The 19,575-nt window shown below is 72.3% G+C and carries 21 protein-coding genes; 10 read left to right on the top strand and 11 right to left on the bottom strand.

Annotated features, from left to right (window positions below):
- The first annotated feature begins 5 nt into the window (after positions 1-5).
- The gene (locus AOM46_RS13960) at positions 6-1,001 is read left to right on the top strand and encodes an SAM-dependent methyltransferase (RefSeq protein WP_062210514.1); all 996 of its coding nucleotides are present in this window, start codon (positions 6-8) and stop codon (positions 999-1,001) included.
- Between the two features lie 18 nt (positions 1,002-1,019).
- Here the strand turns inward: AOM46_RS13960 and AOM46_RS13955 are convergent, their stop codons facing one another.
- On the bottom strand, positions 1,020-2,207 hold the full coding sequence (locus tag AOM46_RS13955) for an NADH-quinone oxidoreductase subunit D (RefSeq protein ID WP_062210512.1): 1,188 nt from the start codon (positions 2,205-2,207) through the stop codon (positions 1,020-1,022).
- Positions 2,208-2,314: 107 nt separating this feature from the next.
- On the opposite strand from AOM46_RS13955, the gene AOM46_RS13950 reads away from it, so the two are divergent.
- Together AOM46_RS13950 and AOM46_RS13945 are read left to right on the top strand one after the other, a co-directional pair.
- A complete protein-coding gene (locus tag AOM46_RS13950) occupies positions 2,315-2,824 on the top strand; it encodes a PH domain-containing protein (protein ID WP_062210509.1) in 510 nt (169 codons plus the stop codon).
- A 29-nt stretch (positions 2,825-2,853) separates the two neighbouring features.
- Positions 2,854-4,284, top strand: a complete 1,431-nt coding sequence (locus AOM46_RS13945) for a PH domain-containing protein (protein ID WP_062210910.1) — start codon at positions 2,854-2,856, stop codon at positions 4,282-4,284.
- Between the two features lie 246 nt (positions 4,285-4,530).
- Here AOM46_RS13945 and AOM46_RS13940 read toward each other — a convergent pair whose 3' ends face one another.
- Genes AOM46_RS13940 through folP form a run of 3 tightly spaced genes read right to left on the bottom strand, consistent with a single transcriptional unit; the run spans position 4,531 to position 6,275 of the window.
- Positions 4,531-4,878, bottom strand: a complete 348-nt coding sequence (locus AOM46_RS13940; protein WP_062210507.1) for a hypothetical protein — start codon at positions 4,876-4,878, stop codon at positions 4,531-4,533.
- Positions 4,879-4,890: 12 nt separating this feature from the next.
- Entirely contained in the window at positions 4,891-5,403 is a 513-nt protein-coding gene (locus AOM46_RS13935; protein ID WP_062210503.1) for a nuclear transport factor 2 family protein, read from the bottom strand.
- Positions 5,400-6,275, bottom strand: coding sequence for a dihydropteroate synthase (folP, locus tag AOM46_RS13930; protein WP_062210501.1), 876 nt, complete (start codon positions 6,273-6,275; stop codon positions 5,400-5,402). The genes AOM46_RS13935 and folP overlap by 4 nt, the downstream gene beginning before the upstream one ends.
- 278 nt (positions 6,276-6,553) lie before the next feature.
- Between folP and folB the strand changes: the two genes are divergently transcribed.
- From folB to AOM46_RS13915, 3 genes are read left to right on the top strand one after another with little or no spacing between them, the layout of a single operon-like run.
- Entirely contained in the window at positions 6,554-6,913 is a 360-nt protein-coding gene (gene folB, locus AOM46_RS13925; RefSeq protein ID WP_062210498.1) for a dihydroneopterin aldolase, read from the top strand.
- On the top strand, positions 6,910-7,521 hold the full coding sequence (folK, locus tag AOM46_RS13920) for a 2-amino-4-hydroxy-6-hydroxymethyldihydropteridine diphosphokinase (RefSeq protein ID WP_062210496.1): 612 nt from the start codon (positions 6,910-6,912) through the stop codon (positions 7,519-7,521). Before folB ends, folK begins: the two co-directional genes overlap by 4 nt.
- A 58-nt stretch (positions 7,522-7,579) precedes the next feature.
- Entirely contained in the window at positions 7,580-8,077 is a 498-nt protein-coding gene (locus AOM46_RS13915; RefSeq protein WP_062210493.1) for a DUF3180 domain-containing protein, read from the top strand.
- Between the two features lie 11 nt (positions 8,078-8,088).
- Here AOM46_RS13915 and AOM46_RS13910 read toward each other — a convergent pair whose 3' ends face one another.
- Positions 8,089-9,255 carry an ABC transporter ATP-binding protein gene (locus tag AOM46_RS13910; protein ID WP_062210490.1) on the bottom strand — a complete coding sequence of 389 codons (1,167 nt, stop codon included), beginning with the start codon at positions 9,253-9,255 and terminating at the stop codon, positions 8,089-8,091.
- A gap of 41 nt (positions 9,256-9,296) precedes the next feature.
- Between AOM46_RS13910 and AOM46_RS13905 the strand changes: the two genes are divergently transcribed.
- The 4 genes from AOM46_RS13905 (at position 9,297) to AOM46_RS13890 (ending at position 12,578) form a co-directional block, all read left to right on the top strand.
- Positions 9,297-10,052 (top strand): ABC transporter permease, encoded by a 756-nt coding sequence (locus tag AOM46_RS13905; protein WP_062210488.1) that lies wholly within the window; start codon positions 9,297-9,299, stop codon positions 10,050-10,052.
- 16 nt (positions 10,053-10,068) lie between these two features.
- Positions 10,069-10,809, top strand: coding sequence for an ABC transporter permease (locus tag AOM46_RS13900; protein WP_062210485.1), 741 nt, complete (start codon positions 10,069-10,071; stop codon positions 10,807-10,809).
- The gene (locus AOM46_RS13895; protein WP_062210483.1) at positions 10,806-11,792 is read left to right on the top strand and encodes an ABC transporter substrate-binding protein; all 987 of its coding nucleotides are present in this window, start codon (positions 10,806-10,808) and stop codon (positions 11,790-11,792) included. Before AOM46_RS13900 ends, AOM46_RS13895 begins: the two co-directional genes overlap by 4 nt.
- 120 nt (positions 11,793-11,912) lie before the next feature.
- On the top strand, positions 11,913-12,578 hold the full coding sequence (locus AOM46_RS13890) for a hypothetical protein (RefSeq protein WP_158920420.1): 666 nt from the start codon (positions 11,913-11,915) through the stop codon (positions 12,576-12,578).
- A 13-nt stretch (positions 12,579-12,591) separates the two neighbouring features.
- On the opposite strand, the gene AOM46_RS13885 is transcribed toward AOM46_RS13890, so the two are convergent.
- From AOM46_RS13885 to AOM46_RS13860, 6 genes are all read right to left on the bottom strand, one after another.
- Positions 12,592-13,359, bottom strand: a complete 768-nt coding sequence (locus AOM46_RS13885; protein WP_062210477.1) for an NAD(P)-binding domain-containing protein — start codon at positions 13,357-13,359, stop codon at positions 12,592-12,594.
- 202 nt (positions 13,360-13,561) lie between these two features.
- Complete coding sequence (folE, locus tag AOM46_RS13880) at positions 13,562-14,179, bottom strand: GTP cyclohydrolase I FolE (protein ID WP_062210474.1); 618 nt, start codon at positions 14,177-14,179, stop codon at positions 13,562-13,564.
- A gap of 116 nt (positions 14,180-14,295) precedes the next feature.
- Entirely contained in the window at positions 14,296-16,308 is a 2,013-nt protein-coding gene (gene ftsH / locus AOM46_RS13875; protein ID WP_062210907.1) for an ATP-dependent zinc metalloprotease FtsH, read from the bottom strand.
- Positions 16,309-16,548: 240 nt separating this feature from the next.
- The gene (hpt, locus tag AOM46_RS13870) at positions 16,549-17,103 is read right to left on the bottom strand and encodes a hypoxanthine phosphoribosyltransferase (RefSeq protein ID WP_107080073.1); all 555 of its coding nucleotides are present in this window, start codon (positions 17,101-17,103) and stop codon (positions 16,549-16,551) included.
- A gap of 24 nt (positions 17,104-17,127) precedes the next feature.
- Positions 17,128-18,189, bottom strand: a complete 1,062-nt coding sequence (tilS, locus tag AOM46_RS13865) for a tRNA lysidine(34) synthetase TilS (RefSeq protein ID WP_062210471.1) — start codon at positions 18,187-18,189, stop codon at positions 17,128-17,130.
- Positions 18,190-18,354: 165 nt separating this feature from the next.
- Positions 18,355-19,533 (bottom strand): zinc-dependent metalloprotease, encoded by a 1,179-nt coding sequence (locus tag AOM46_RS13860; protein ID WP_062210470.1) that lies wholly within the window; start codon positions 19,531-19,533, stop codon positions 18,355-18,357.
- Positions 19,534-19,575: the final 42 nt, after the last annotated feature.

Below are 19,575 nucleotides of genomic sequence, written 5' to 3'. Positions count from 1 at the left end.
ATCCCATGCGGACGGAGCCCGTGTTCCTCGGCTGGCGCGCGGCGATGGAGCGCGCGCTCTACGGGCCCGGGGGCTTCTATCTCCGGGAGCGCCCGGCGGCGCACTTCCGTACCTCGGTGCATGCCTCGCCGCTCTTCGCCGAGGCGGTGGCGCGGCTGTTGCGCCGGGTCGACGAGGCGCTGGACGCGCCGGCCGAGCTGGCGCTGGTCGATCTGGGCGCGGGCCGCGGCGAGTTGCTGACCGGGGTGCTCGCCCGCACGGCACCCGAACTGGCGGCGCGGCTACGTCCGTTCGCGGTGGAACGCGCGCCCAGGCCGGCCGGTCTCGATCCCCGGATCGAGTGGCGGGCCGAGCCGCCGGCCGGCGTGGTCGGGCTGCTCTTCGCCAACGAGTGGCTGGACAACGTGCCGTTGGAGGTGGCGGAGACCGACGAGGACGGCGTGCCCCGGCTGGTCGAGGTGGCGCCGGACGGAACGGAACGGTTGGCCGGGCCGGTCGAGGGCGCGGACGCGGCGTGGTTGGCGCGGTGGTGGCCGCTGGCCGGCCGGCCGGGCGAGCGGGCGGAGATCGGCCTGCCCCGGGATCTGGCCTGGGCGGCGGCGGTCGGCGGCCTGGCCGGGGGGCTGGCGGTGGCCGTCGACTACGCCCATCTCCGGGCGGAGCGGCCGGTGTCCGGCACCCTCACCGGCTATCGCGCGGGGCGCGCTGTGGCGCCGGTGCCGGACGGCTCGATGGATCTCACCGCCCATCTCGCCTCGGACTCCTGCGCCGGGCCGGGGGCCAGGACGCTGACCCAGCGGGCGGCGCTGCACGCGCTGGGGGTGCGCGGCGCACGGCCGCCGTACGAGCTGGCGAGCCGCGATCCGGCCGGCTATCTGCGCGCGCTGCGGGACGCCGGCGAGGCGGCCGAACTCACCGATCCGGCGGGGCTCGGCGGCTTCCACTGGCTGCTGTGCCCGGTCGGCGTGGACATTCACTGGCCGGGTGAGTCGACCGACTGAACGGACCCTCGCCGTGGGCTACTTGTCGATGTCGCCGACAACGAAGAAGAAGGAGCCGAGGATGGCCACCATGTCGGCGACCAGGGTACCGGGCAGCAGTTCGCTGAGCGCCTGGATGTTGTTGAACGAGGCGGAGCGGAGCTTCAGCCGGTGCGGGGTCTTCTCGCCCTTGGAGACCAGGTAGTAGCCGTTGACGCCCAGTGGGTTCTCCGTCCAGGCGTAGGTCGCGCCCTCCGGCGCCTTCAGCACCTTGGGCAGGCGCTGGTTGACGGGCCCCGGCGGCAGTTCGGCCAGCCGGTCCAGGCAGGCTTCGGCCAGTTCCAGGGAGTTGCGCGTCTGGTCGAGCAGCACCTCGAAGCGGGCCAGGCAGTCGCCCTCCCGCCGGGTGGCCACCCGCAGCGTGTCGGCCAACTCGCCGTAGGCGAGGTAGGGCTCGTCCCGGCGCAGGTCGAAGTCGACGCCGCTGGCCCTGGCGATCGGCCCGGTCACCCCGTACGCGTGCGCCACCTCGGGGCGCAGCACCCCGACGCCCCTGGTGCGGGCGCGGAACACCTCGTTGCCCGACACCAGTTCGTCCAGCCGGGTCAGGCCGGCGCCGACCGCGCGGACGGCCTCGCGGGTGCGGCCCTGCCAGCCGGCGGGCAGCTCCTCCTTGAGGCCGCCGACCCGGTTGAACATGTAGTGCATCCGGCCGCCCGACACCTCCTCCATCACCCGCTGGATGCTCTCCCGCTCGGTGAAGGAGTAGAAGATCGGGGTCAGTCCGCCCAGTTCGAGCGGGTAGGAGCCGAGGAACATCAGATGGTTGAGCACCCGGTTCAGCTCGGCCAGCAGGGTGCGCAGCCAGACGGCGCGTTCGGGCACCTCCATGCCCAGCATCCGCTCGACGGCCAGCACCACCCCGAGTTCGTTGGCGAAGGCGGAGAGCCAGTCGTGCCGGTTGGCCAACACGATGATCTGCCGGTAGTCGCGGACCTCGAACAGCTTCTCCGCGCCCCGGTGCATATAGCCGACAACCGGCTCGGCCTGCGAGATCCGCTCGCCGTCCAACACCAGCCGCAGCCGCAACACACCGTGGGTGGACGGGTGTTGGGGACCGATATTGAGCACCATGTCGGTGCTCTCGGCCGCGCCGCCGATGCCGACCGTGGTGTCGGTGCCGCCCGCGGATGCCGCCGCGCCACCCCGATGAGCCGTGTCAGCCATGCCGGTCAGTCTGTCACCTCGGCCGCGCGGTCGTCTTGACCCGGGAGCCATCCATCACCCTCCGTGATCGCCGACCGGCTTTCGGCCCGGCGTTCTAAGCTTCGGGTATGGACACGGTTGCGCGCGGGCCCGGGCCGGACGGGCGGTCCGACGCGGCGGACCGCTGGCGCCCCATCGATCCTGGGGTGCTGTCGCTGCGGCGGCTGCTGCTGGTCTGCTGGCTCGGGCCGCTGGCGGTGGCCGCGGTGCTGCTGCCCACGCTGCTCGGCGCGCCCCTGTGGGCGCTGCTCGCGGTGCCACCGCTGGCCGGCGCCGGCTGGGGCTGGTGGGCGCTCGGCCGCAACTGGCGCTCCTGGCGCTATCTGGAACGGGACGACGATCTGCTGATCAACCGGGGTGTCCTCTGGCGTCAGTTGACGGTGGTGCCCTATGGCCGGATGCAGCTGGTCGAGGTCACCTCGGGGCCGCTCGAACGGAAGTTCGGCCTGGCGCGGCTGCAACTGCACACCGCCGCCGCGGCAACCGACGCCACCATCCCCGGGCTCTCCCCGGCCGAGGCGGAACGCCTCCGCGACCGCCTGACCGAACTCGGCGAAGCCCGTTCGGCCGGGCTGTGACGGCCCGGATGCACGGCCGGGAGAACAGGATGAACGAGGAGCCGGAACGGGCCGAGGGGCAGGCCACGGAGTCTCCCGCCGAGGTTTCCACCGAGACTTCCGCCGAGATTCCCGCCGGGCGGGGCAAGCGGCTCCATCCGCTCACCCCCTGGCGGCGGGCCTGGGCGCCGGTGGCCGGGCTCTTCGCGGTGGCCCTGCAGAACGCGTCCGAGGTGCGCGACCAGGCCCAGGGCGACGGCCTCGGCTGGCTGCTGCTCGGGGTCGCGGTGCTGGTGCTGGGCGCCACCGCCTACGGGTACCTCTCCTGGCGGGTCACCCGCTATCTGGTCACCGACACCGAACTCCGCATCCGCACCGGGCTGTTGTTCCGCCGCACCGCCCATCTGCGGCTGGACCGCATCCAGGCCATCGACATCTCCCGCCCCCTGCTGGCCAGGGCGTTCGGCGTCGCCAAGCTGAAGATGGACGTGGTCGGCTCGGGATCGGCCGACGAGCTGGCCTTCCTCGACGAGGGCGAGGCCGCCGACCTGCGCGCCGAACTGCTCGCCCGGGCCGCCGGCATCGCACCCGAGGCCGCCCCCGGCGCGGGCGAGGCGCCGGCCCATCAGCTCCACCAGGTCGACGCGCGGATGCTCGGCTGGTCGCTGGCGCTGCTTGGCGTCGGCTGGGGCGCGCTGCTGGCCGCCCTGGTCATCACCCCGCTGATCTGGCTGGCCACCGCCAGCGTCTTCCCCGCCCTCGCGGTACTGGTCCCGCTGCTGGCCGCGATCTGGCGCGGCTCGCTGGGCGCGTTCCTCACCCAGTACGGCTGGACGGTCAGCGAGTCCCCCGACGGGCTGCGCCTGGACCACGGGCTGCTGCAGCGCGACCACGCCACCGTTCCGCCCGGCCGGGTCCAGGCGGTGCGGATCGTCGAACCACTGCTCTGGCGGCCCAGGGGCTGGCTCCGCGTGGAGCTGGACGTGGCCGGCGAGGGCAACGAACGCGGGCTGCTGCTCCCCGTCGCCACCCGCGCCACCGCGGTCGAACTCCTCGGCCGCATCCTGCCCGATGTGCGCCTCGACGAGACCCTGGCCCAGGTCACCACGGCGCCCCGGCGGGCCCGTTGGGCGGTGCCGGTATGGCGGGTCGGCTACGGCCACGGCGTGACGGACGCCGTCTTCGTCGCCCGCGCCGGGCGGCTGCGGCGGGTGCACACGCTGGTGCCGCACGCCAAGGTGCAGAGCGTCCGCCTCACCCAGGGGCCCTGGGAACAGCGGCTCGGCCTGGCCTCCATCCATGTCGACCAGGGCGCGAACGGCACGGCGACCGCCCGGCTCCAGGACGCGGCCTACGCGGCCGATGAGGTCGCCCGACAGGCCGACCGCTCCCGCCTGGGCCGCCGCACCGCCACCCCCGACCGCTGGCTCACCCCCCGCCCACCCGCACCGAACGCCCCCACCTCCACGGACGAAACCTGACCGTCCCCGCCGGGCGGGGTTCCCCGCTCGACGGCCGCCGCTTCACCGGCCACGCGCCGGCCTCCGGCAGCGGCCCGGTCGACGGACGCCGGACGCCGGACGGCCCCGAGGAAGACGGGCTCCGCGCGCTCGGCGGCAGCGGGCCGCAGGCTTCGCCGGCCTCCGGCGAAAGCCAGGTGCCCCCGACCCACGCCCCACCGAGGAACCGGTTCCGGACCCGCCGGCCGCGCAGGCCGCACGGTCCCGTCAGGAGACCCGGCCGCCGCCCTCGGCGACGAGGTGGAGGAGGGCCTGGGCGGCGGTTCTGACGTGGGCCGTGTCGCCGGGGAGGACGAGGCGGGGGCGGGCGCCCCAGCCGGGGGAGACGTTGTACCTGGTGCCGTTGACCGTCAGCGCGACGGTCTGGCCGCGGGTCATCCGCACCGGCCTGCCGGTGACCGTCGCCAGGGGCGCGCTGTCGATGCGCCGCCGGTCGCTGCCGAGGAGGGTCAGCGTCCCCCGGTCCACGACGACGAACCCGTGCTGGGCCAGGGGCCGCAGCCCCCTGCCTATCTGCACCTGGTCGAAGACATACTCCGGTCCCTCGCCGGTCATCGAGGCCCCCCGTCAGCCGATGGTGTCGTCGGAGCCGTCGGCGACACCGTCGTCGGCGGAGGCGGTGTCGTCGTCGGAGGCGTCGGCGTCGTCCTCGTCGTCCCGGTCGATCAGCACCGGTGAGCCGTGGTGGGACCAGACGCGCCAGTCGCCGTCCTCCGCCCGGCGGAACACGTTGGTGGCCACGACCAGGCCGCCGACCAGCGGACCCGTGGAGCCGTCCGCCTCGGACGGGCCGCCGCTGAGGATGTTCTCGGTGCAGGTCACCAGGGCCGTGTCGCCCAGTACGGAGACCTCGACATCGGTCAGGAAGAACTGGATGTACTCGGTGTTGGCCATGATCAACGCATAGGACCGCAACACCTCGTCCCGACCGTTGATCACCGGCCAGCCGGGGTGGACCACGCTGATGTCGTCGGTCAACCACCGTTCCGTCAGGGCGTCGAGATCGCCCTGCTCGATCGCGTCGTACAGCGCCGTGTTGGCCGCCTCCACCGCCTCGATGTCGGTGCGCGCTCCCGTCATGCCGCTCCCTCCCCGCTCTTCGCCTCCGCGACGGCCCGGGCCACCCGGACCGCGTCCGCGCTGGCCCGAGCCTCGTGTACCCGCACAGCCCACGCCCCAGCCGTGGCCGACAGCGCGGAGATCGCCGCGGTGGCCGCGTCCCGCTCCCTGGCCGGCGGCGGGGTGCCGTCCGGGCCGGCCAGCACCCGGCCGAGGAACCGCTTCCGGGAGGCGGCGACCAGCAGCGGCAGGCCCAACTCGGCGCGCAGCGTGCCGATCCCGGCCATCAGCGCCAGATCCTGCGGGGCGTTCTTGGCGAAGCCGAGGCCCGGGTCGACGATCAGCCGGTCCTCGGCGACGCCGCCGGCCACGGCGGCCGCGACGCTCTCCCGCAGCTCGGCGATCACCTCGCCGACCACGTCCCGGTAGATCGCCCGGTCGTTCATGTCCACGCTCTGGCCGCGCCAGTGCATCACCACGAACGGCACGCCGGCATCGGCCACCAGCGGCACCATCGCGGCATCGGCCCGGCCGCCGCTGACGTCGTTGACCAGCCGGGCGCCGGCCTCGATGGCGCGTTCGGCCACCGTGGCGCGCATGGTGTCGACGCTGATCAACGCGCCCTGGGCGGCCAGCTCGCGGACCACGGGGACGACGCGGCGCAGCTCCTCGGCCTCGTCCACCCGGGTGGCGCCCGGGCGGGTCGACTCGCCGCCCACGTCCACCAGATCGGCCCCGTCGGCCAGCAGGTCGAGGCCGCGTTTCACGGCGTCCCCGGTGTCGAACCACCGTCCTCCGTCGGAGAAGGAGTCCGGTGTGACATTCACCACCCCCATCACCGCGCAGCGGTCCCAGCGGGGCAGACCTGTCACCTGGCCGTGCGAGATGCTCATGCGACCAGGGTAGGCGCTGGTCGCATACCCATCCGGCGGTCGCCCGGAACGGCCCCGGAAGGCGTTCCCACCGGCCGGGACGGGAACAGGACGGGGTGCCGGCGGCGCTGACCCCGGTGCCGCGACCGAGCGCCCGAAGGTCGCGGGTAGATTCGAACACCTCAAAACAAGCCAGAGACCGGCCGAACCAGCCAGGTACGAGGACGCCGTGCGGGGTACGAGCGAAACCGACGCACGACCGGGCACGGCCACGCACCAGACGGCAGGGAGCGAGAACCATGGACCGCATCGCGCTGCGCGGGCTGCGCGCCACCGGCTTTCACGGGGTGCTCCCCCGGGAACGCGCCGAGGGCCAGACCTTTGTGGTGGACGTGGAGCTGGGCCTCGACACCGGCCCCGCGGCCCGACACGACGATCTCGCGCGGACCGTGGACTACGGGGTGGTGGCGGAGCAGATCACCGCACTGATCGCGGGCGAACCCTGCGATCTGGTGGAGACCCTGGCCCAGCGGATCGCCGACCAGTGCCTGACGCACCAGGCCGTGGCCGAGACGACCGTCACCGTGCACAAGCCGCAGGCCCCGATCACCGTGCCCTTCGACGACGTGACCATCACCATCAAACGGAGCCGAGCATGACCCCCAGCAACGCCGCCTCCTCCCCCGACCCGACCGTTCAACCGGTGCCCGCCTCCGTCGTCAGGCAGGTGGACGCGGCCGACTCCACGCTGCACAACCCGAAACGCGCCGTGCTGTCCATCGGCGGCAACACGGGCAACCGGCTGGAGAACCTGCAGGGCGCGGTGGACGCGCTGGAGGACACCCCCGGGGTCCGCGTCAAGGCGGTGTCCCGGGTCTACGAGACCAAACCGGTGGGGGTCGAGGAGGGCGAGCAGCCCGACTACTTCAACGCCGTGGTGCTGGTGAAGACGACGCTCCCGCCGGGCTCGCTGCTGGAGCGGGCGCAGGCCATCGAGGAGGCGTTCGAACGGGTGCGGGAGGTCCGTTGGGGGCCGCGCACCCTGGATGTGGACATCGTCTCGTACCAGGGCGTCACCTCGACCGATCCGGCGCTCACCCTGCCGCATCCCCGGGCCCACGAGCGGGCCTTCGTCCTGGTGCCATGGCACGATGTCGAGCCGGGGGCCGAGGTACCGGGGCACGGCCCGTTGGACGGGTTGCTCGCCTCGGTCGCCGAGCAGGGGGTGACGCTCCGCTCCGACCTGGAGCTGGTGCTCCCCGACTGACGGGGTCGGGCACGTCCTGGGGGCGGCAAGGAGACGACGACAAGGGGCGCGTGGAGCGGTGAACCAACTGCGGATCGGGACGCTGGTAGGGCTGTTCGCCGCGGCCTTCGGGCTGGCCTGGGCGGCGGCCGGGCTCTGGGAGTCCTGGGACAACACGCTGCCCGCCGTCCCGCTGTTCGCCCCGGTGATCCTGGCGCTGATCGCCGCCGTGCTGCTGGCCACCGCGCTCTCGCTGCGTTCCCGGCTGCGCGCCCAGCGGGAGCGGCGCCCGGACGCCCGGCCGGTCGACCGGCTGAGCGCCGCGCGGGCGGTGGTCCTGGGGCAGGCCAGCGCCCTGGTGTCGGCGGTGGTCGCCGGCGGCTACGGCGGCTTCGGTCTCTTCCTGCTGCTGGAGCGGATGGACGTGCCCAACCGCAGGGACCAGGCGCTCTACGCCGGTCTGGCGGTGCTGGCCGGGATCGCCGTGGTGGCCGTCGCGCTCTATCTGGAACGGGTCTGCCGCCTCCCGGACGGCGACGACGACAACGGCCACGGCCCGATGGGCTCCCCCGTCTGACGGCTCGGCGGTCAGGCCCCGCTGACCGTCTCCAGGCGCACCTCGGCGCGTTCCACGGAGCGGACGTCGGCGTCGATCGAGCGGCGCAGCGCCTCGTGCAGCGTGGCCGGGGTGAGCACCCCGAGGAACCGGTCCTCGTCGTCCAGGACGGCGATCCAGCCGGCGTCGTACTGGAGCATGGTGCTGAACGCGGTCTTGAGCGAGGCGCCCAGCGGGAGCCAGGCCTCCATCCGGCGGGCGTGGGCGGCGACCTCGCCGCTCTCCCGGCCGGCCCGGTCCTCGGCGGCCGGCACCCAGCCGTGCAGCCGGTCCTGCTCGTCCAGCACCACGGCCCAGCGCACCCCCTCGGCCCGCATCCGCGCCAGCGCGTCGGCCATCGGGTCGGCGAGGTGCACCACGGGGGGACGTTCCAGGTCGGCGCGTTCCACCGGGGTCACGGAGAGCCGTTTGAGGCCGCGGTCGCTGCCGACGAAGGACGCGACATAGTCGGTCGCCGGGGCGCCGAGGACGGCGGCCGGGGTGTCGTACTGCTCGATCCGGCCCTGGCCGAACACCGCGATGCGATCGCCGAGTCGGACCGCCTCCTCGATGTCGTGGGTGACGAACAGCACGGTCTTGCGGACCTCGCGCTGCAGCCGCAGGAACTCGTTCTGCAGGCGTTCGCGGACCACCGGGTCGACGGCCCCGAAGGGCTCGTCCATCAGCAGCACCGGGGGGTCGGCGGCCAACGCCCTGGCCACGCCGACCCGCTGCCGCTGGCCGCCGGAGAGCTGGTCGGGGTAGCGGTCGCCGTAGACGGCGGGGTCGAGGCCGACCAGTTCGAGCAGTTCGGCCGCGCGCCGCCTGGCGTCCCGCCGTCGGCCGCCGAGCAGCACCGGGACGGTGGCCGTGTTGTCCAGGACGGTGCGGTGCGGAAAGAGGCCGACCTGCTGGATCACATAGCCGATCCGCCGGCGCAGCTTCACCGGGTCCACCTCGGCGATATCGTCGCCGGCCAGCAGGATCCGGCCCGACGTGGGCTCCTCCAGCCGGTTGACCAGCTTCATCGTGGTGGTCTTCCCACACCCCGAGGGCCCGACCAGGGTCACCAACTCGCCCTCGGCCACCTCCAGGTCGAGATCGTCCACCGCCACCGTGCCGTTGGGGTAGCGCTTGGAGACGTGCTCGAACCGCAGCATGTTCATGATTCTGTCAGATTAACCGTCTAGGGTTCTTGAACATGAGTGCGGCAAGCGCCCAGAGCTGTCTGGCGGCGAACGACTGGATCTGCGGGGAGTACCTGCGCAGCCGCAGTCAGGAACTGACCGATGCCACGGTGGAACATGTGCTGATCACGGCCACCTCGATCGGCATCGCCGTGCTGATCGCGTTCCCCCTGGCGCTGCTCGCCCGCCGCTGGCGGCTGGCCTCGGCCGGCATCCTCAGCCTCACCACGGCGCTCTACACCGTCCCCACCCTGGCCATGTACGCGCTGCTGCTGCCCTTCTTCGGCATCTCGGTCTCGCTGGTGATCTGCGGCCTCGTGCTGTACTCGCTGACCATCCTGGTCCGCAACATCCTCACCGGGCTGCGCTCGGTGCCGGCCGAGGCGCGGGAGGCCGCCATCGGCCTGGGCTACGGCCGCTTCCGGCTGCTCTTCACCGTCGAACTGCCGCTGGCACTGCCCGCGTTGATGGCCGGACTGCGCATCGCCACCGTCTCCGCCGTCTCGCTGACCACGGTCGGCGCCATCGTCGACAACGGCGGCCTCGGCAACCTCATCTATGCCGCGATGGACAGCTACTTCAAGGCCCAGGTGCTCACCGCCTCCGTGCTCTGTGTGCTGCTCGCCATCACCGCCGACCTGCTGCTCCTCGGCCTCCAACGGCTGCTGACGCCCTGGACCAGGGCCGCCGGCGGCGGTCGGCGCGCCCGCCGCGCCACCGGCGCACCCGTCCGCGACGCGGTGCTCGACGACACCCGCGCGGTGGCCTGAGGAAGGTGACCCGCCGATGAACGCGATCCTCGACGCCTGGACCTGGCTGACCACCGCCGACCACTGGACCGGCCGCGGCGGCGTCTGGCAACGCCTCGGCGAGCATCTGGAACTCACCGGACTCTGCCTGCTGATCGCCGCCGCGATCGCGCTGCCGCTCGCCTTCTGGCTGGGCCACGGCGGCGGCCGCCGCTACGGCGGGGCGCTGGCCATCAACATCTCCAACGCGGGCCGCGCCGTCCCCACCTTCGCCGTGCTGGTGCTGCTCACCATCAGCCCGGTCGGCGAACACGGCGAACTGCCCACCGTCATCGCCCTGGTGCTCTTCGGAGTGCCGCCGCTGCTGACCAACGCCTATGTCGGGGTCGCCGAGGCCGACCGCGATGTGGTGGAGGCCGCCAGGGGCATGGGCATGTCCCCCCTCCAACTGCTGCTGCGGGTCGAACTGCCGCTGGCGTTCCCCCTGTTGATGACCGGGGTGCGCACCGCCGCCGTCCAGCTGGTGGCCACCGCCTCGCTGGCCGCGCTCGCCGCCGGTGGCGGCCTGGGCCGCGTCATCACCGCCGGCTTCGACACCAACAACACCGCGCAGGTCTTCGCCGGCGCGGTGCTCGTCGCCGGCCTCGCACTGCTGGTGGAGGGCGTTCTCGCGCTGCTGCAGCGCCTCATCGACCCACACCGCCGTCCCCGCGACGGCCACGCCGAACCCGCCACCGCGCGGTCGGCGTCGACCACCCCCGAGATGGAGACCACGTGACCGCCAGACCAACCCCCCGCGCGGCCCGCCGCACCCGACTCGCCCTCGCCGGGATCACCGCCCTCACCCTCGCCCTCACCGCCTGCGGCGGCGACAGCCTGGAGGAGGAGAACGGCTCGGGCGGCAGCGGGGACGGTGACGGCAAGGGCTCGCTGACCGTGGGCGGCGCCAACTTCACCGAGGCCACCATCATGGCCGAGCTGTACGCGGGCGTCCTTGAGGAGGCCGGCTACTCCGTCGACATCACCACCGTCGAGGGCCGCGAGCTGTACGAGCCGGAACTCGCGAACGGCGGCATCGACATCGTCCCCGAGTACGCCGCCACCATGGCCGAGTACCTCAACACCTCGGCCAACGGCCCCGACGCCGAACCCGTCGCCTCCTCCGATGTGGACGACACCGTGGCCGCGCTCCGCGAACTGGCCGAGCCCAGGGGCCTGACCGTGCTCGACCCGGGTGACGCCGTCAACCAGAACGCGTTCGCCGTCACCGAGGAGTTCGCCGCCGAACACGGGTTGACCACCCTCACCGATCTGGGTGAACTCGGGGAGCCGGTGCGACTGGCCGCCGGCGAGGACTGCCCGGGCCGCCCGTTCTGCCAGCCGGGCCTGGAGAACACCTACGGCATCGACGTCGCCGAGATCGTCCCGCTCGGCGTGGGCACCGTCCAGGCCAAGCAGGCCGTCCAACGCGGCGACGCCGAACTGGCCCTGGTCAGCACCACGGACGCGGTCCTCGACGACTTCGGCCTGGTCACCCTGGAGGACGACCAGAACCTCCAACAGGCCGACAACCTGCTGCCCGTCCTCAACACCGAGGGCGCCGGCAGCGACGCGGATGTCGCCGAAGCCCTCAACGCGCTCACCGCGACCCTCACCACCGAGCACCTCAAGGAGCTCAACCGCGCCGTCGACTCCGAGCGCCTCAAGGCCGAGGACGTCGCCCGCGACTACCTGATCGAGCACGGGCTCGTCAGCGGGTGAGCGGATATCGGCGCGCCGCGCGACCGGGCGTACGAACCGCCCCGCGCGGCACATAACCACCAGGGCACAACCCGCCGGGCACCCTCCCGCGTGGTGGGGACACCACGGTAGGTTTCGCCCATGGCACGTGGACGTCACCGTAGCTCGGCACTGCACAAGGTGCTGCTTCCGGCCGCGCTGGCCGGCCTTGCGCTGCTGGCCGCCGGCGCGGCCTGGCTGGTGGGTGACGAGGAAGCGGTACTGCTGCGCTCGCTGACCGCCGTCGCCGCGCTGGCCGCCGTGATCGCGGCGGTACAGCTGCGGCGCTGGGACCTGGCGGCAGGACGCGAGGTCGCCAGGGAACGCGCCGGCCGGGCCGGCCTCAGCTGGAAGGCCGAGGAACGCCAGGCCGAGCTGGAGGAGGCCCAGGAGCTGGTCACCACCCTGGAGGCGAAGGTCGCGGACAAACGCGCCGAGCTGGGCCGGCTCCGCTCGGAGCACGCGGCGCTGCTGCGCCGCTACGCCACGGCGGAGAGCGAACGCGCCAACGCGCTTGAGGGACGCCGGCAGTTGGCGCTGGAGGCGGCCGAGCCGACCAAGGCGCTGGCCGCCGGCGCGGCGGACCACCGCACGGCGGGCGGCGCCCCCACGCCGCTCACCTACCGCCAGGCGTACGAGGCCCTGAGCCAGCTCTCCCGCCATGTCGCCCGCCAACGCGAGGCCACCCTCCCCCCGGCCCCCACCCCCCAGGGCGGCCCACCGCCCCAACGCACCTCCCCCAACTTCGACTTCTTCGGCGCGCGCTAGCCGTGCGCCCCGGTCACCCGGACCGGAGCTGGGCCAGCAACCCGTCGAGGGCCCTTCCCAACGCCTCGGAGTTGGCCGCGTCGAACCAGGTGGTACGGACGCGTTCGTTGTTCCCGCCCGGGGTCTCGTGGTCGGCGGCAAGCCGCTCCAGCGAACGGCTCTCGTCGCTCAACGCCCGGCCGAGGCCCTGGAAGAGACCCCGGACATAGCGGTCGGCGTCCTCGGAATCGACGCCCTGACCGGCGGCCCACGAGGTGAGCGCGGCGAGATACGCGTAGTGCGTGGTCAGTGTTCCGGTGAGCGTGGAGAACACGTCGAAGACCTCGTCCGCGACCGGGAGCGCCCCGCCCAGACGGTCGAAGACGGCGTCCACCACCGGATGCGAGGGGCAGGTCACCGTGACGGACCGACGCTCACGCGCGGCGGGCAGCGGGATGGCCCGTACCATCGGGGCGCCGGTCGCCAGGATCCGGCGCAGATCGTCGTTCGCGACACCGGCCATCACATTGACCACGATCCGGTCGTCGGGCACCCGCACGCCGGCGAGCGCCTGCCGCCAGTCCTGGCGGCGCAGCGCGACGATCACCACCTCCGCACGGTCCACCACCTCCTGGTTGTCGGCGCAGACCCGCACCCCCTCGTAACGCGACGCCAACTCGGCGGCCGTCCGAGCCCCCCGAGGAGACAGAAACACCTCCGGCGCCCCGTCAACCCCCTCGCACAACCCGGTCACCATGGCCCGCCCGATATCCCCCACCCCGACAACCCCAACCCGCCACACAGCGTCTCCCCTCCTCGGCCGGACCACCAACCTACGACAGGCCCCGGAGGCACCACGGCCCAGCCCGCGACAAATCGCCCGCACCGCCGCCCCAACAGGGCTGAGGCCCCGTGGCAACGGGCCCGCGCGCGTGCGAGGGCCGGCGGTGGGGGCCCGGCGGTGGGGGGTGCCGCTGCTCAAGACAGCCGCTCGGCGGCACTGCTCAGCGGGCGAGGATGAGGCTCATGGCCTCGGCGCGGGTGGCGGGGTCGCGGAGTTGGCCGCGTACCGCCGAGGTGGTCGTCTTGGCGCCCGGCTTGCGGACCCCGCGCATGGTCATGCACATGTGCTCGCACTCGACGACCACGATCACCCCGCGTGGCTCCAGGATCCGCATCATCGAGTCCGCGATCTGGGTGGTCAGCCGCTCCTGCACCTGCGGGCGGCGGGCGAAGACGTCGACCAGCCTGGCCAGCTTGGAGAGCCCGGTGATCTTGCCACTGCTGCTCGGGATATAGCCGATGTGCGCGACGCCGACGAAGGGCACCAGATGGTGCTCGCAGGAGGACATCACCTCGATGTCCTTCACCAGCACCATCTCGTCGTGGCCCAGGTCGAACGTGGTGGTCAGCACGTCCTCGGGCCGCTGCCAGAGGCCGGCGAATATCTCGCGATAGGCGCGGGCCACCCGGGCCGGGGTGTCCCGAAGGCCCTCGCGTTCCGGGTCCTCGCCGACGGCGATCAACAGCTCACGGATGGCGTTCTCGGCGCGCTTCTCGTCGAACTCACCGACCGCCCCCGGCACGGGCTCGCCGCCCGGCAGCCTCACCGGGTCAGTCATATCCGTCCTCGTTCCCTCGCATCGACGGGCCTCTTCCGAACAAAGGCCGTGCCCCTCACCCTAGAACGTGAGGGGCACGGCAGGCATTCCGGGCCAATAGCCGGTCGGCGAGGGGGTCAGCTCTCCGGGCGCGACTCCGGGGACTTCTCCAGCTGCGGCGGAGCGCTCTCCAGGCCGGCGCCCGCACCGTTGGCCAGGTTGATCTCCTTCGTGGGGAAGGTGACCGGCGGCCTGGTGGACGGCTCGCGGCGGGTGGATCCCGTCCACGCGGGCCGCGGCGGACGCTTCACCACGGGGCGGAAGATCTCGGCCAGCTCCTCCTTGTTGAGCGTCTCCCGCTCCAGCAGGGCGAGCACCAGATCGTCCAGCACGTCGCGATTCTCGACCAGGATCTCCCACGCCTCGTTGTGCGCGGTCTCGATCAGCTTCTTGACCTCCTCGTCCACCAGCCCGGCGACCTCTTCCGAGTAGTCGCGCTGGTGGCCCATCTCCTTGCCGAGGAAGGGCTCGGAGCTGTCGCTGCCGAACTTGATCGCCCCGAGCCGCTCGGTCATGCCGAACTGCGTGACCATGGACCTGGCCGTGGAGGTGGCCTTGTCGATGTCGTCGCCTGCGCCCGTGGTCGGGTCGTGGAAGACCAGCTCCTCGGCCGCGCGGCCGCCCATCATGTAGGCGAGCCGGTCCAGCATCTCGTTGCGGGTGGTGGAGTACTTGTCCTCCTCCGGCAGCACCATGGTGTAACCCAGGGCGCGGCCACGGGACAGGATGGTCACCTTGTGCACCGGGTCGCTGTTGGGCGACGCGGCGGCCACCAGGGCGTGTCCGCCCTCGTGGTACGCGGTGATCATCTTCTCCTTCTGGCTCATGATCCGGGTGCGCTTCTGCGGTCCTGCCACCACCCGGTCGATCGCCTCGTCGAGGAACTTGTTGTCGATCAGCTTGGCGTCGCCACGGGCGGCCAGCAGCGCCGCCTCGTTGAGCACGTTGTTCAGATCGGCGCCGGTGAATCCGGGGGTGCGGCGGGCGACGGCGGCCAGGTCGACGTCCGGGGCGACCGGCTTGCCCTTCTGGTGCACCTTCAGGATCTCAAGGCGCCCCTGCATGTCCGGGCGGTCCACCGCGATCTGCCGGTCGAAGCGGCCGGGCCGCAGCAGCGCCGGGTCCAGGATGTCGGGGCGGTTGGTGGCGGCGATCAGGATGACGCCGCCCTTGACGTCGAAGCCGTCCATCTCGACCAGCAGCTGGTTGAGCGTCTGCTCCCGCTCGTCGTGCCCGCCGCCCATCCCGGCGCCCCGGTGTCGGCCGACGGCGTCGATCTCGTCGACGAAGACGATGGCCGGCGCGTTGGCCTTGGCCTGCTCGAAGAGGTCACGGACCCGGGAGGCGCCGACGCCGACGAACATCTCGACGAAGTCGGATCCGGAGATGGAGTAGAAGGGGACGCCCGCCTCGCCGGCCACCGCGCGGGCCAGCAGGGTCTTGCCCGTGCCGGGCGGGCCGTAGAGGAGCACGCCCTTGGGGATCTTGGCGCCGACGGCCTGGAACTTGGCCGGCTCCTGCAGGAACTCCTTGATCTCGTGCAGCTCCTCGACGGCCTCGTCGGAGCCGGCGACATCGGCGAAGGTGGTCTTCGGAGTGTCCTTGGTGATCAGCTTGGCCTTGGACTTCCCGAAGTTCATCACCCGGGAGCCGCCGCCCTGCATCTGGTTCATCAGGAACAGGAAGACGACGATGATCAGGAGAAACGGGAGGATGGACAGCAGCATCCCGACGAACGGGTTCTGCGACTTGGGCGAGACGGTGTAGCCGTCGGCCAGCCTGTCGTCCTCGAACTTGGCCTGGAGGTTCCTCGAAAGGTCCTCACCCTGGCCGTCGATGTAGTTGGCCTGGACCTTGTCGCTGCCCTGGATCTCCTGACCCTCGGCCAGCTCGATCTTGATCGTCTGTTCGTCGCCGGTGGTGAGTTCGGCCGACCTGACCTGGTTCTGGTTGATCGCCTGAACGACCTCGCCGGTGTCCACCTTCTTGTAGCCCTCGGACGAGCTGAACACCTGCATCAACAGAATGACGGCGAGGACGGCCAGCACGATCCACATCACTGGCCCACGGAAATAGCGCTTCACGTCTATCCATACGGGGCGGCGCGGCCCCGTCCCTCCTGCCACGTAGAGGCACAGCCGCTCCCGGACGGGCTCTGCTGTGCGCGCGGTGTCCTAGTGTCGGCCGATCTGCGCCCGGCCTTGACTCAGCTGAGCTGTACAACGCGACGGTACCCCAGCACGGCCGCTCGGCGCCGCCGGGCGTCGGGACCGCCCATCGCCTCCCCCGTCACTCAACGGTAGGGGATCAGCCGAGGTTCCCGTTCTCGTTCACTCGCTGTAGACATGCGCGGCGAGCGTACCCACAAAGGGCAGGTTGCGGTACTTCTCCGCGTAGTCGAGGCCGTAGCCGACCACGAACTCGTTGGGGATGTCGAAGCCGACCCACTCCACGTCGATGTCGACCTTGGCCGCGTCCGGCTTGCGGAGCAGGGAGCAGATCCGCAGCGAGGCGGGCTCCCGGGAGCCGAGGTTGGACAACAGCCAGGAGAGGGTCAGCCCGGAGTCGATGATGTCCTCGACGATCAGCACATGCCGGCCCTGGATGTCGGTGTCCAGATCCTTGAGGATGCGCACCACCCCGGAGGACTGGGTGCCGGCGCCGTAGGACGACACCGCCATCCAGTCCATCGTGACCGGGCTGGACAGGGCTCTGGCGAGGTCGGCCATGACCATCACCGCGCCCTTCAGGACCCCTACCAACAGGAGCTCCTCGCCCGCGTACCGGGCGTCGATCTCGGCTGCCAACTCCCTCAGCTTGGCGTCGATCTCTTCCTTGGTGATGAGCACCGACTCCAGGTCGGCCCCCAAGTCCGCTTCTCGCACCCGTGCCACTGCTCTCTACTGGCCCTACTCGGCTCTGCTCGGCTCCGCCGCTCGGCGGCACTCGTTCGCCTGCTGGAGCACCAGTCTGCCACCCTGCCTGCTGGCCTCGACGCGGCCCGGTAGGTTCAGCGGGCTCTGGCCGCGCCAGGCGGTGATCAGCCGGTCGGTCTCCTCGATGTGCCGGGCGAAGAGCGAGCCGGCCGGGGCGCCCGCGGCGATGGCGGCGCGGCGCAGCACCCGGCGGCGGACGGCGGGCGGCAACTCGCGCAGCGCGGCGATCTCCAGGGTGCCGTCGGGGCGGGTGGCGGCGCGCTCGGCGTCGTGCGCCCAGGCGTCCAGGGCGTCGGCGTCGTCCCTGGAGAGCTGCGCGGTGCGGGCCAGGGCCTCGACGACGCCTCGGCCGAGCGCCTTCTCCAGCACGGGCAGCGCCTCGTGCCGCACCCGGGACCTGGTGAAGCTGGGATCGGAGTTGTGCGGGTCGTCCCAGACGGGGATGGCCTGCACCAGGCAGGCCCGCCTGGTGGTCTGGCGGTCGATGGCGAGGAAGGGGCGGCGGTAGCGGGGGGCCGCGTCCGGCGCGCCCGACAGACCGGGGAAGACGGCGGCCATGCCGGCGAGGGAGCGGGTGCCCGAGCCCCTGGCGAGGCCGAGGAGCACCGTCTCGGCCTGGTCGTCCCTGGTGTGGCCGAGGAGCACGGCCGTCGCGCCATGGCGCTCGGCCACGGCGTCGAGGGCGGTGTAGCGGGCGGAACGGGCGGCGGCCTCGGGACCGCCGCCGCCGTCCACCCGGACGGCCACCGCCTCGACGGGGGACAGGCCCAGCTCGGTGAGGCGGTCGGCGACCTCGCCGGCCCTGGCGGCGGAGCCGGCCTGCAGGCCGTGGTCCACGGTCACGCCGCCGGCCAGCAGGCCGCAGCGGGGGGCTTCGAAGGCGAGGGCGGAGGCGAGCGCCATGGAGTCGGCGCCGCCCGAGCAGGCCACCAGCACCAGCGGAGGACGGTCGGTGCGGGCGGCTTCGGAACGGACTTCGTGCAACACGCGGCGAACCGCCAGACGTATCGCGGCGACCGCGGGATGGGGACCCATGTCCGAATCACTTCTTTCCGGAGAGAGGCGCGGAGAGACCCTCGCGAAAGCTGTCACGCAGGGTGCGTAAATGGTGACAGAGAAGGGCTGTTACCCGAGCATCGCACGCCATCCCTGAGGCCACGGTCCCTCGTACGAGTGATTCGCGGGCCGGTAGGGAACCGTTCAGGCCCCGCGTCCCTGCCCCTCGGGGCGGACCCGGGTCAGCCAGATCTCCGGATCGGCGATCTCGTCCTTGGTCGGCAGCGTGTTGGGCGAGGTCCACACCTTGTTGAAGCCGCTGATCCCGGTGCGCTCCACCACGGTGCGGACGAACCGTTCGCCGTCCTTGTACTGGCGCAGCTTGGCGTCCATGCCGAGGAGCCGGCGCAGCGCCCGGTCGAGACGGCCGGCGCCGACCTCCCTGCGCTTGGTGAACTTCTCCCTGATCTCGGCGACGGACGGCACCACCTGCGGGCCGACGGCGTCCATCACATGGTCGGCGTGGCCCTCCAGCAGGGACATCACGGCCGTCAACCGCTCCAGGATCTCCCGCTGTCTCGGCGTCTGCACCAGATCCACGATGCCGAGGCCGCCTCCGCTCTCCTCGGCGGCCTCCTTGATGGCATCCCCGGAGGTCTCCCTGGGGGTTTCCTCCTGGCCCTTGCCGGTGACCGACTGGGCGGCCCGCCGGAAGCGCTCCACCAGGGTCGCCGGATCGACGTCTGCCTCGGACAGGAACGCCTGGATCTCGCTCTCCAGATGGTCCCGCAGCCAGGGGACGGCGGTGAACTGGGTGCGGTGGGTCTCCTCGTGCAGACAGACCCAGAGCCTGAAGTCATGCGGATCCACGCCGAGTTCGCGTTCCACATGGACGATGTTCGGCGCGACGAGCAGCAGCCGCCCGGCCCGGGCGCCGCCCTCCCCCGCCGGCAGCCCCGGCGTCGGCGGGGCGAACGTCTCGTACTGGCCGAGCACCCGGGAGGACAGGAACGCCAGCAGCATGCCCACCTCGACGCCGGTGACCTTGCCGCCGACGGCCGTCAGCAGCCCGCCCGCCGGCATCCCCTCGCGGCGCTCCCGCATCCGGCCCATCAGCGGCTGCAGCACCTGCCGGAAGCCCGCCACATTGGCCCTGATCCAGCCCGCCCGGTCCACCACCAGCACCGGGGTGTCCAACGCGCCGGAGTCCAGCTCGGTATAGGCGCGGACATGACGCTCGGCGGCGACCGCGTGCTCACGCAGCTCGGTGACCACGGCTCGCGCCTCGTCCCTGCTCACCTCCGGCCCCGGACGCGCGAAGCGGGTCGCCGTGGAAACGGCGAGATTCCAGTCGACCAGGTCCGTACCGCCGAGGCTCGTCATGCCGTCCACGGTACGGTGCCCGCGCGCGAAGCGGGTAGGGCG

It is taken from the genome of Streptomyces sp. NBRC 109706, assembly GCF_000974485.1.
Taxonomy (GTDB): Bacteria; Actinomycetota; Actinomycetes; order Streptomycetales; family Streptomycetaceae; genus Streptomyces.
The sequence above is the reverse complement of the archived record's forward strand: the minus strand, read 5'-3'. Positions and strand labels throughout refer to the sequence as shown.

What these genes read in the sequence shown, in the direction of transcription:
- AOM46_RS13960 (WP_062210514.1), top strand. Translation starts at nt 6, where the DNA reads ATGCGGACGGAGCCCGTGTTCCTCGGCTGGCGCGCGGCGATGGAGCGC.
- AOM46_RS13945 (WP_062210910.1), top strand. Translation starts at nt 2,854, where the DNA reads ATGAACGAGGAGCCGGAACGGGCCGAGGGGCAGGCCACGGAGTCTCCC.
- AOM46_RS13940 (WP_062210507.1), bottom strand. Translation starts at nt 4,878, where the DNA reads ATGACCGGCGAGGGACCGGAGTATGTCTTCGACCAGGTGCAGATAGGC.
- AOM46_RS13950 (WP_062210509.1), top strand. Translation starts at nt 2,315, where the DNA reads ATGGACACGGTTGCGCGCGGGCCCGGGCCGGACGGGCGGTCCGACGCG.
- AOM46_RS13910 (WP_062210490.1), bottom strand. Translation starts at nt 9,255, where the DNA reads ATGCTGCGGTTCGAGCACGTCTCCAAGCGCTACCCCAACGGCACGGTG.
- AOM46_RS13905 (WP_062210488.1), top strand. Translation starts at nt 9,297, where the DNA reads ATGAGTGCGGCAAGCGCCCAGAGCTGTCTGGCGGCGAACGACTGGATC.
- folE (WP_062210474.1), bottom strand. Translation starts at nt 14,179, where the DNA reads ATGACTGACCCGGTGAGGCTGCCGGGCGGCGAGCCCGTGCCGGGGGCG.
- folB (WP_062210498.1), top strand. Translation starts at nt 6,554, where the DNA reads ATGGACCGCATCGCGCTGCGCGGGCTGCGCGCCACCGGCTTTCACGGG.
- tilS (WP_062210471.1), bottom strand. Translation starts at nt 18,189, where the DNA reads ATGGGTCCCCATCCCGCGGTCGCCGCGATACGTCTGGCGGTTCGCCGC.
- AOM46_RS13900 (WP_062210485.1), top strand. Translation starts at nt 10,069, where the DNA reads ATGAACGCGATCCTCGACGCCTGGACCTGGCTGACCACCGCCGACCAC.
- AOM46_RS13955 (WP_062210512.1), bottom strand. Translation starts at nt 2,207, where the DNA reads ATGGCTGACACGGCTCATCGGGGTGGCGCGGCGGCATCCGCGGGCGGC.
- AOM46_RS13890 (WP_158920420.1), top strand. Translation starts at nt 11,913, where the DNA reads ATGGCACGTGGACGTCACCGTAGCTCGGCACTGCACAAGGTGCTGCTT.
- folK (WP_062210496.1), top strand. Translation starts at nt 6,910, where the DNA reads ATGACCCCCAGCAACGCCGCCTCCTCCCCCGACCCGACCGTTCAACCG.
- AOM46_RS13935 (WP_062210503.1), bottom strand. Translation starts at nt 5,403, where the DNA reads ATGACGGGAGCGCGCACCGACATCGAGGCGGTGGAGGCGGCCAACACG.
- AOM46_RS13860 (WP_062210470.1), bottom strand. Translation starts at nt 19,533, where the DNA reads ATGACGAGCCTCGGCGGTACGGACCTGGTCGACTGGAATCTCGCCGTT.
- folP (WP_062210501.1), bottom strand. Translation starts at nt 6,275, where the DNA reads ATGAGCATCTCGCACGGCCAGGTGACAGGTCTGCCCCGCTGGGACCGC.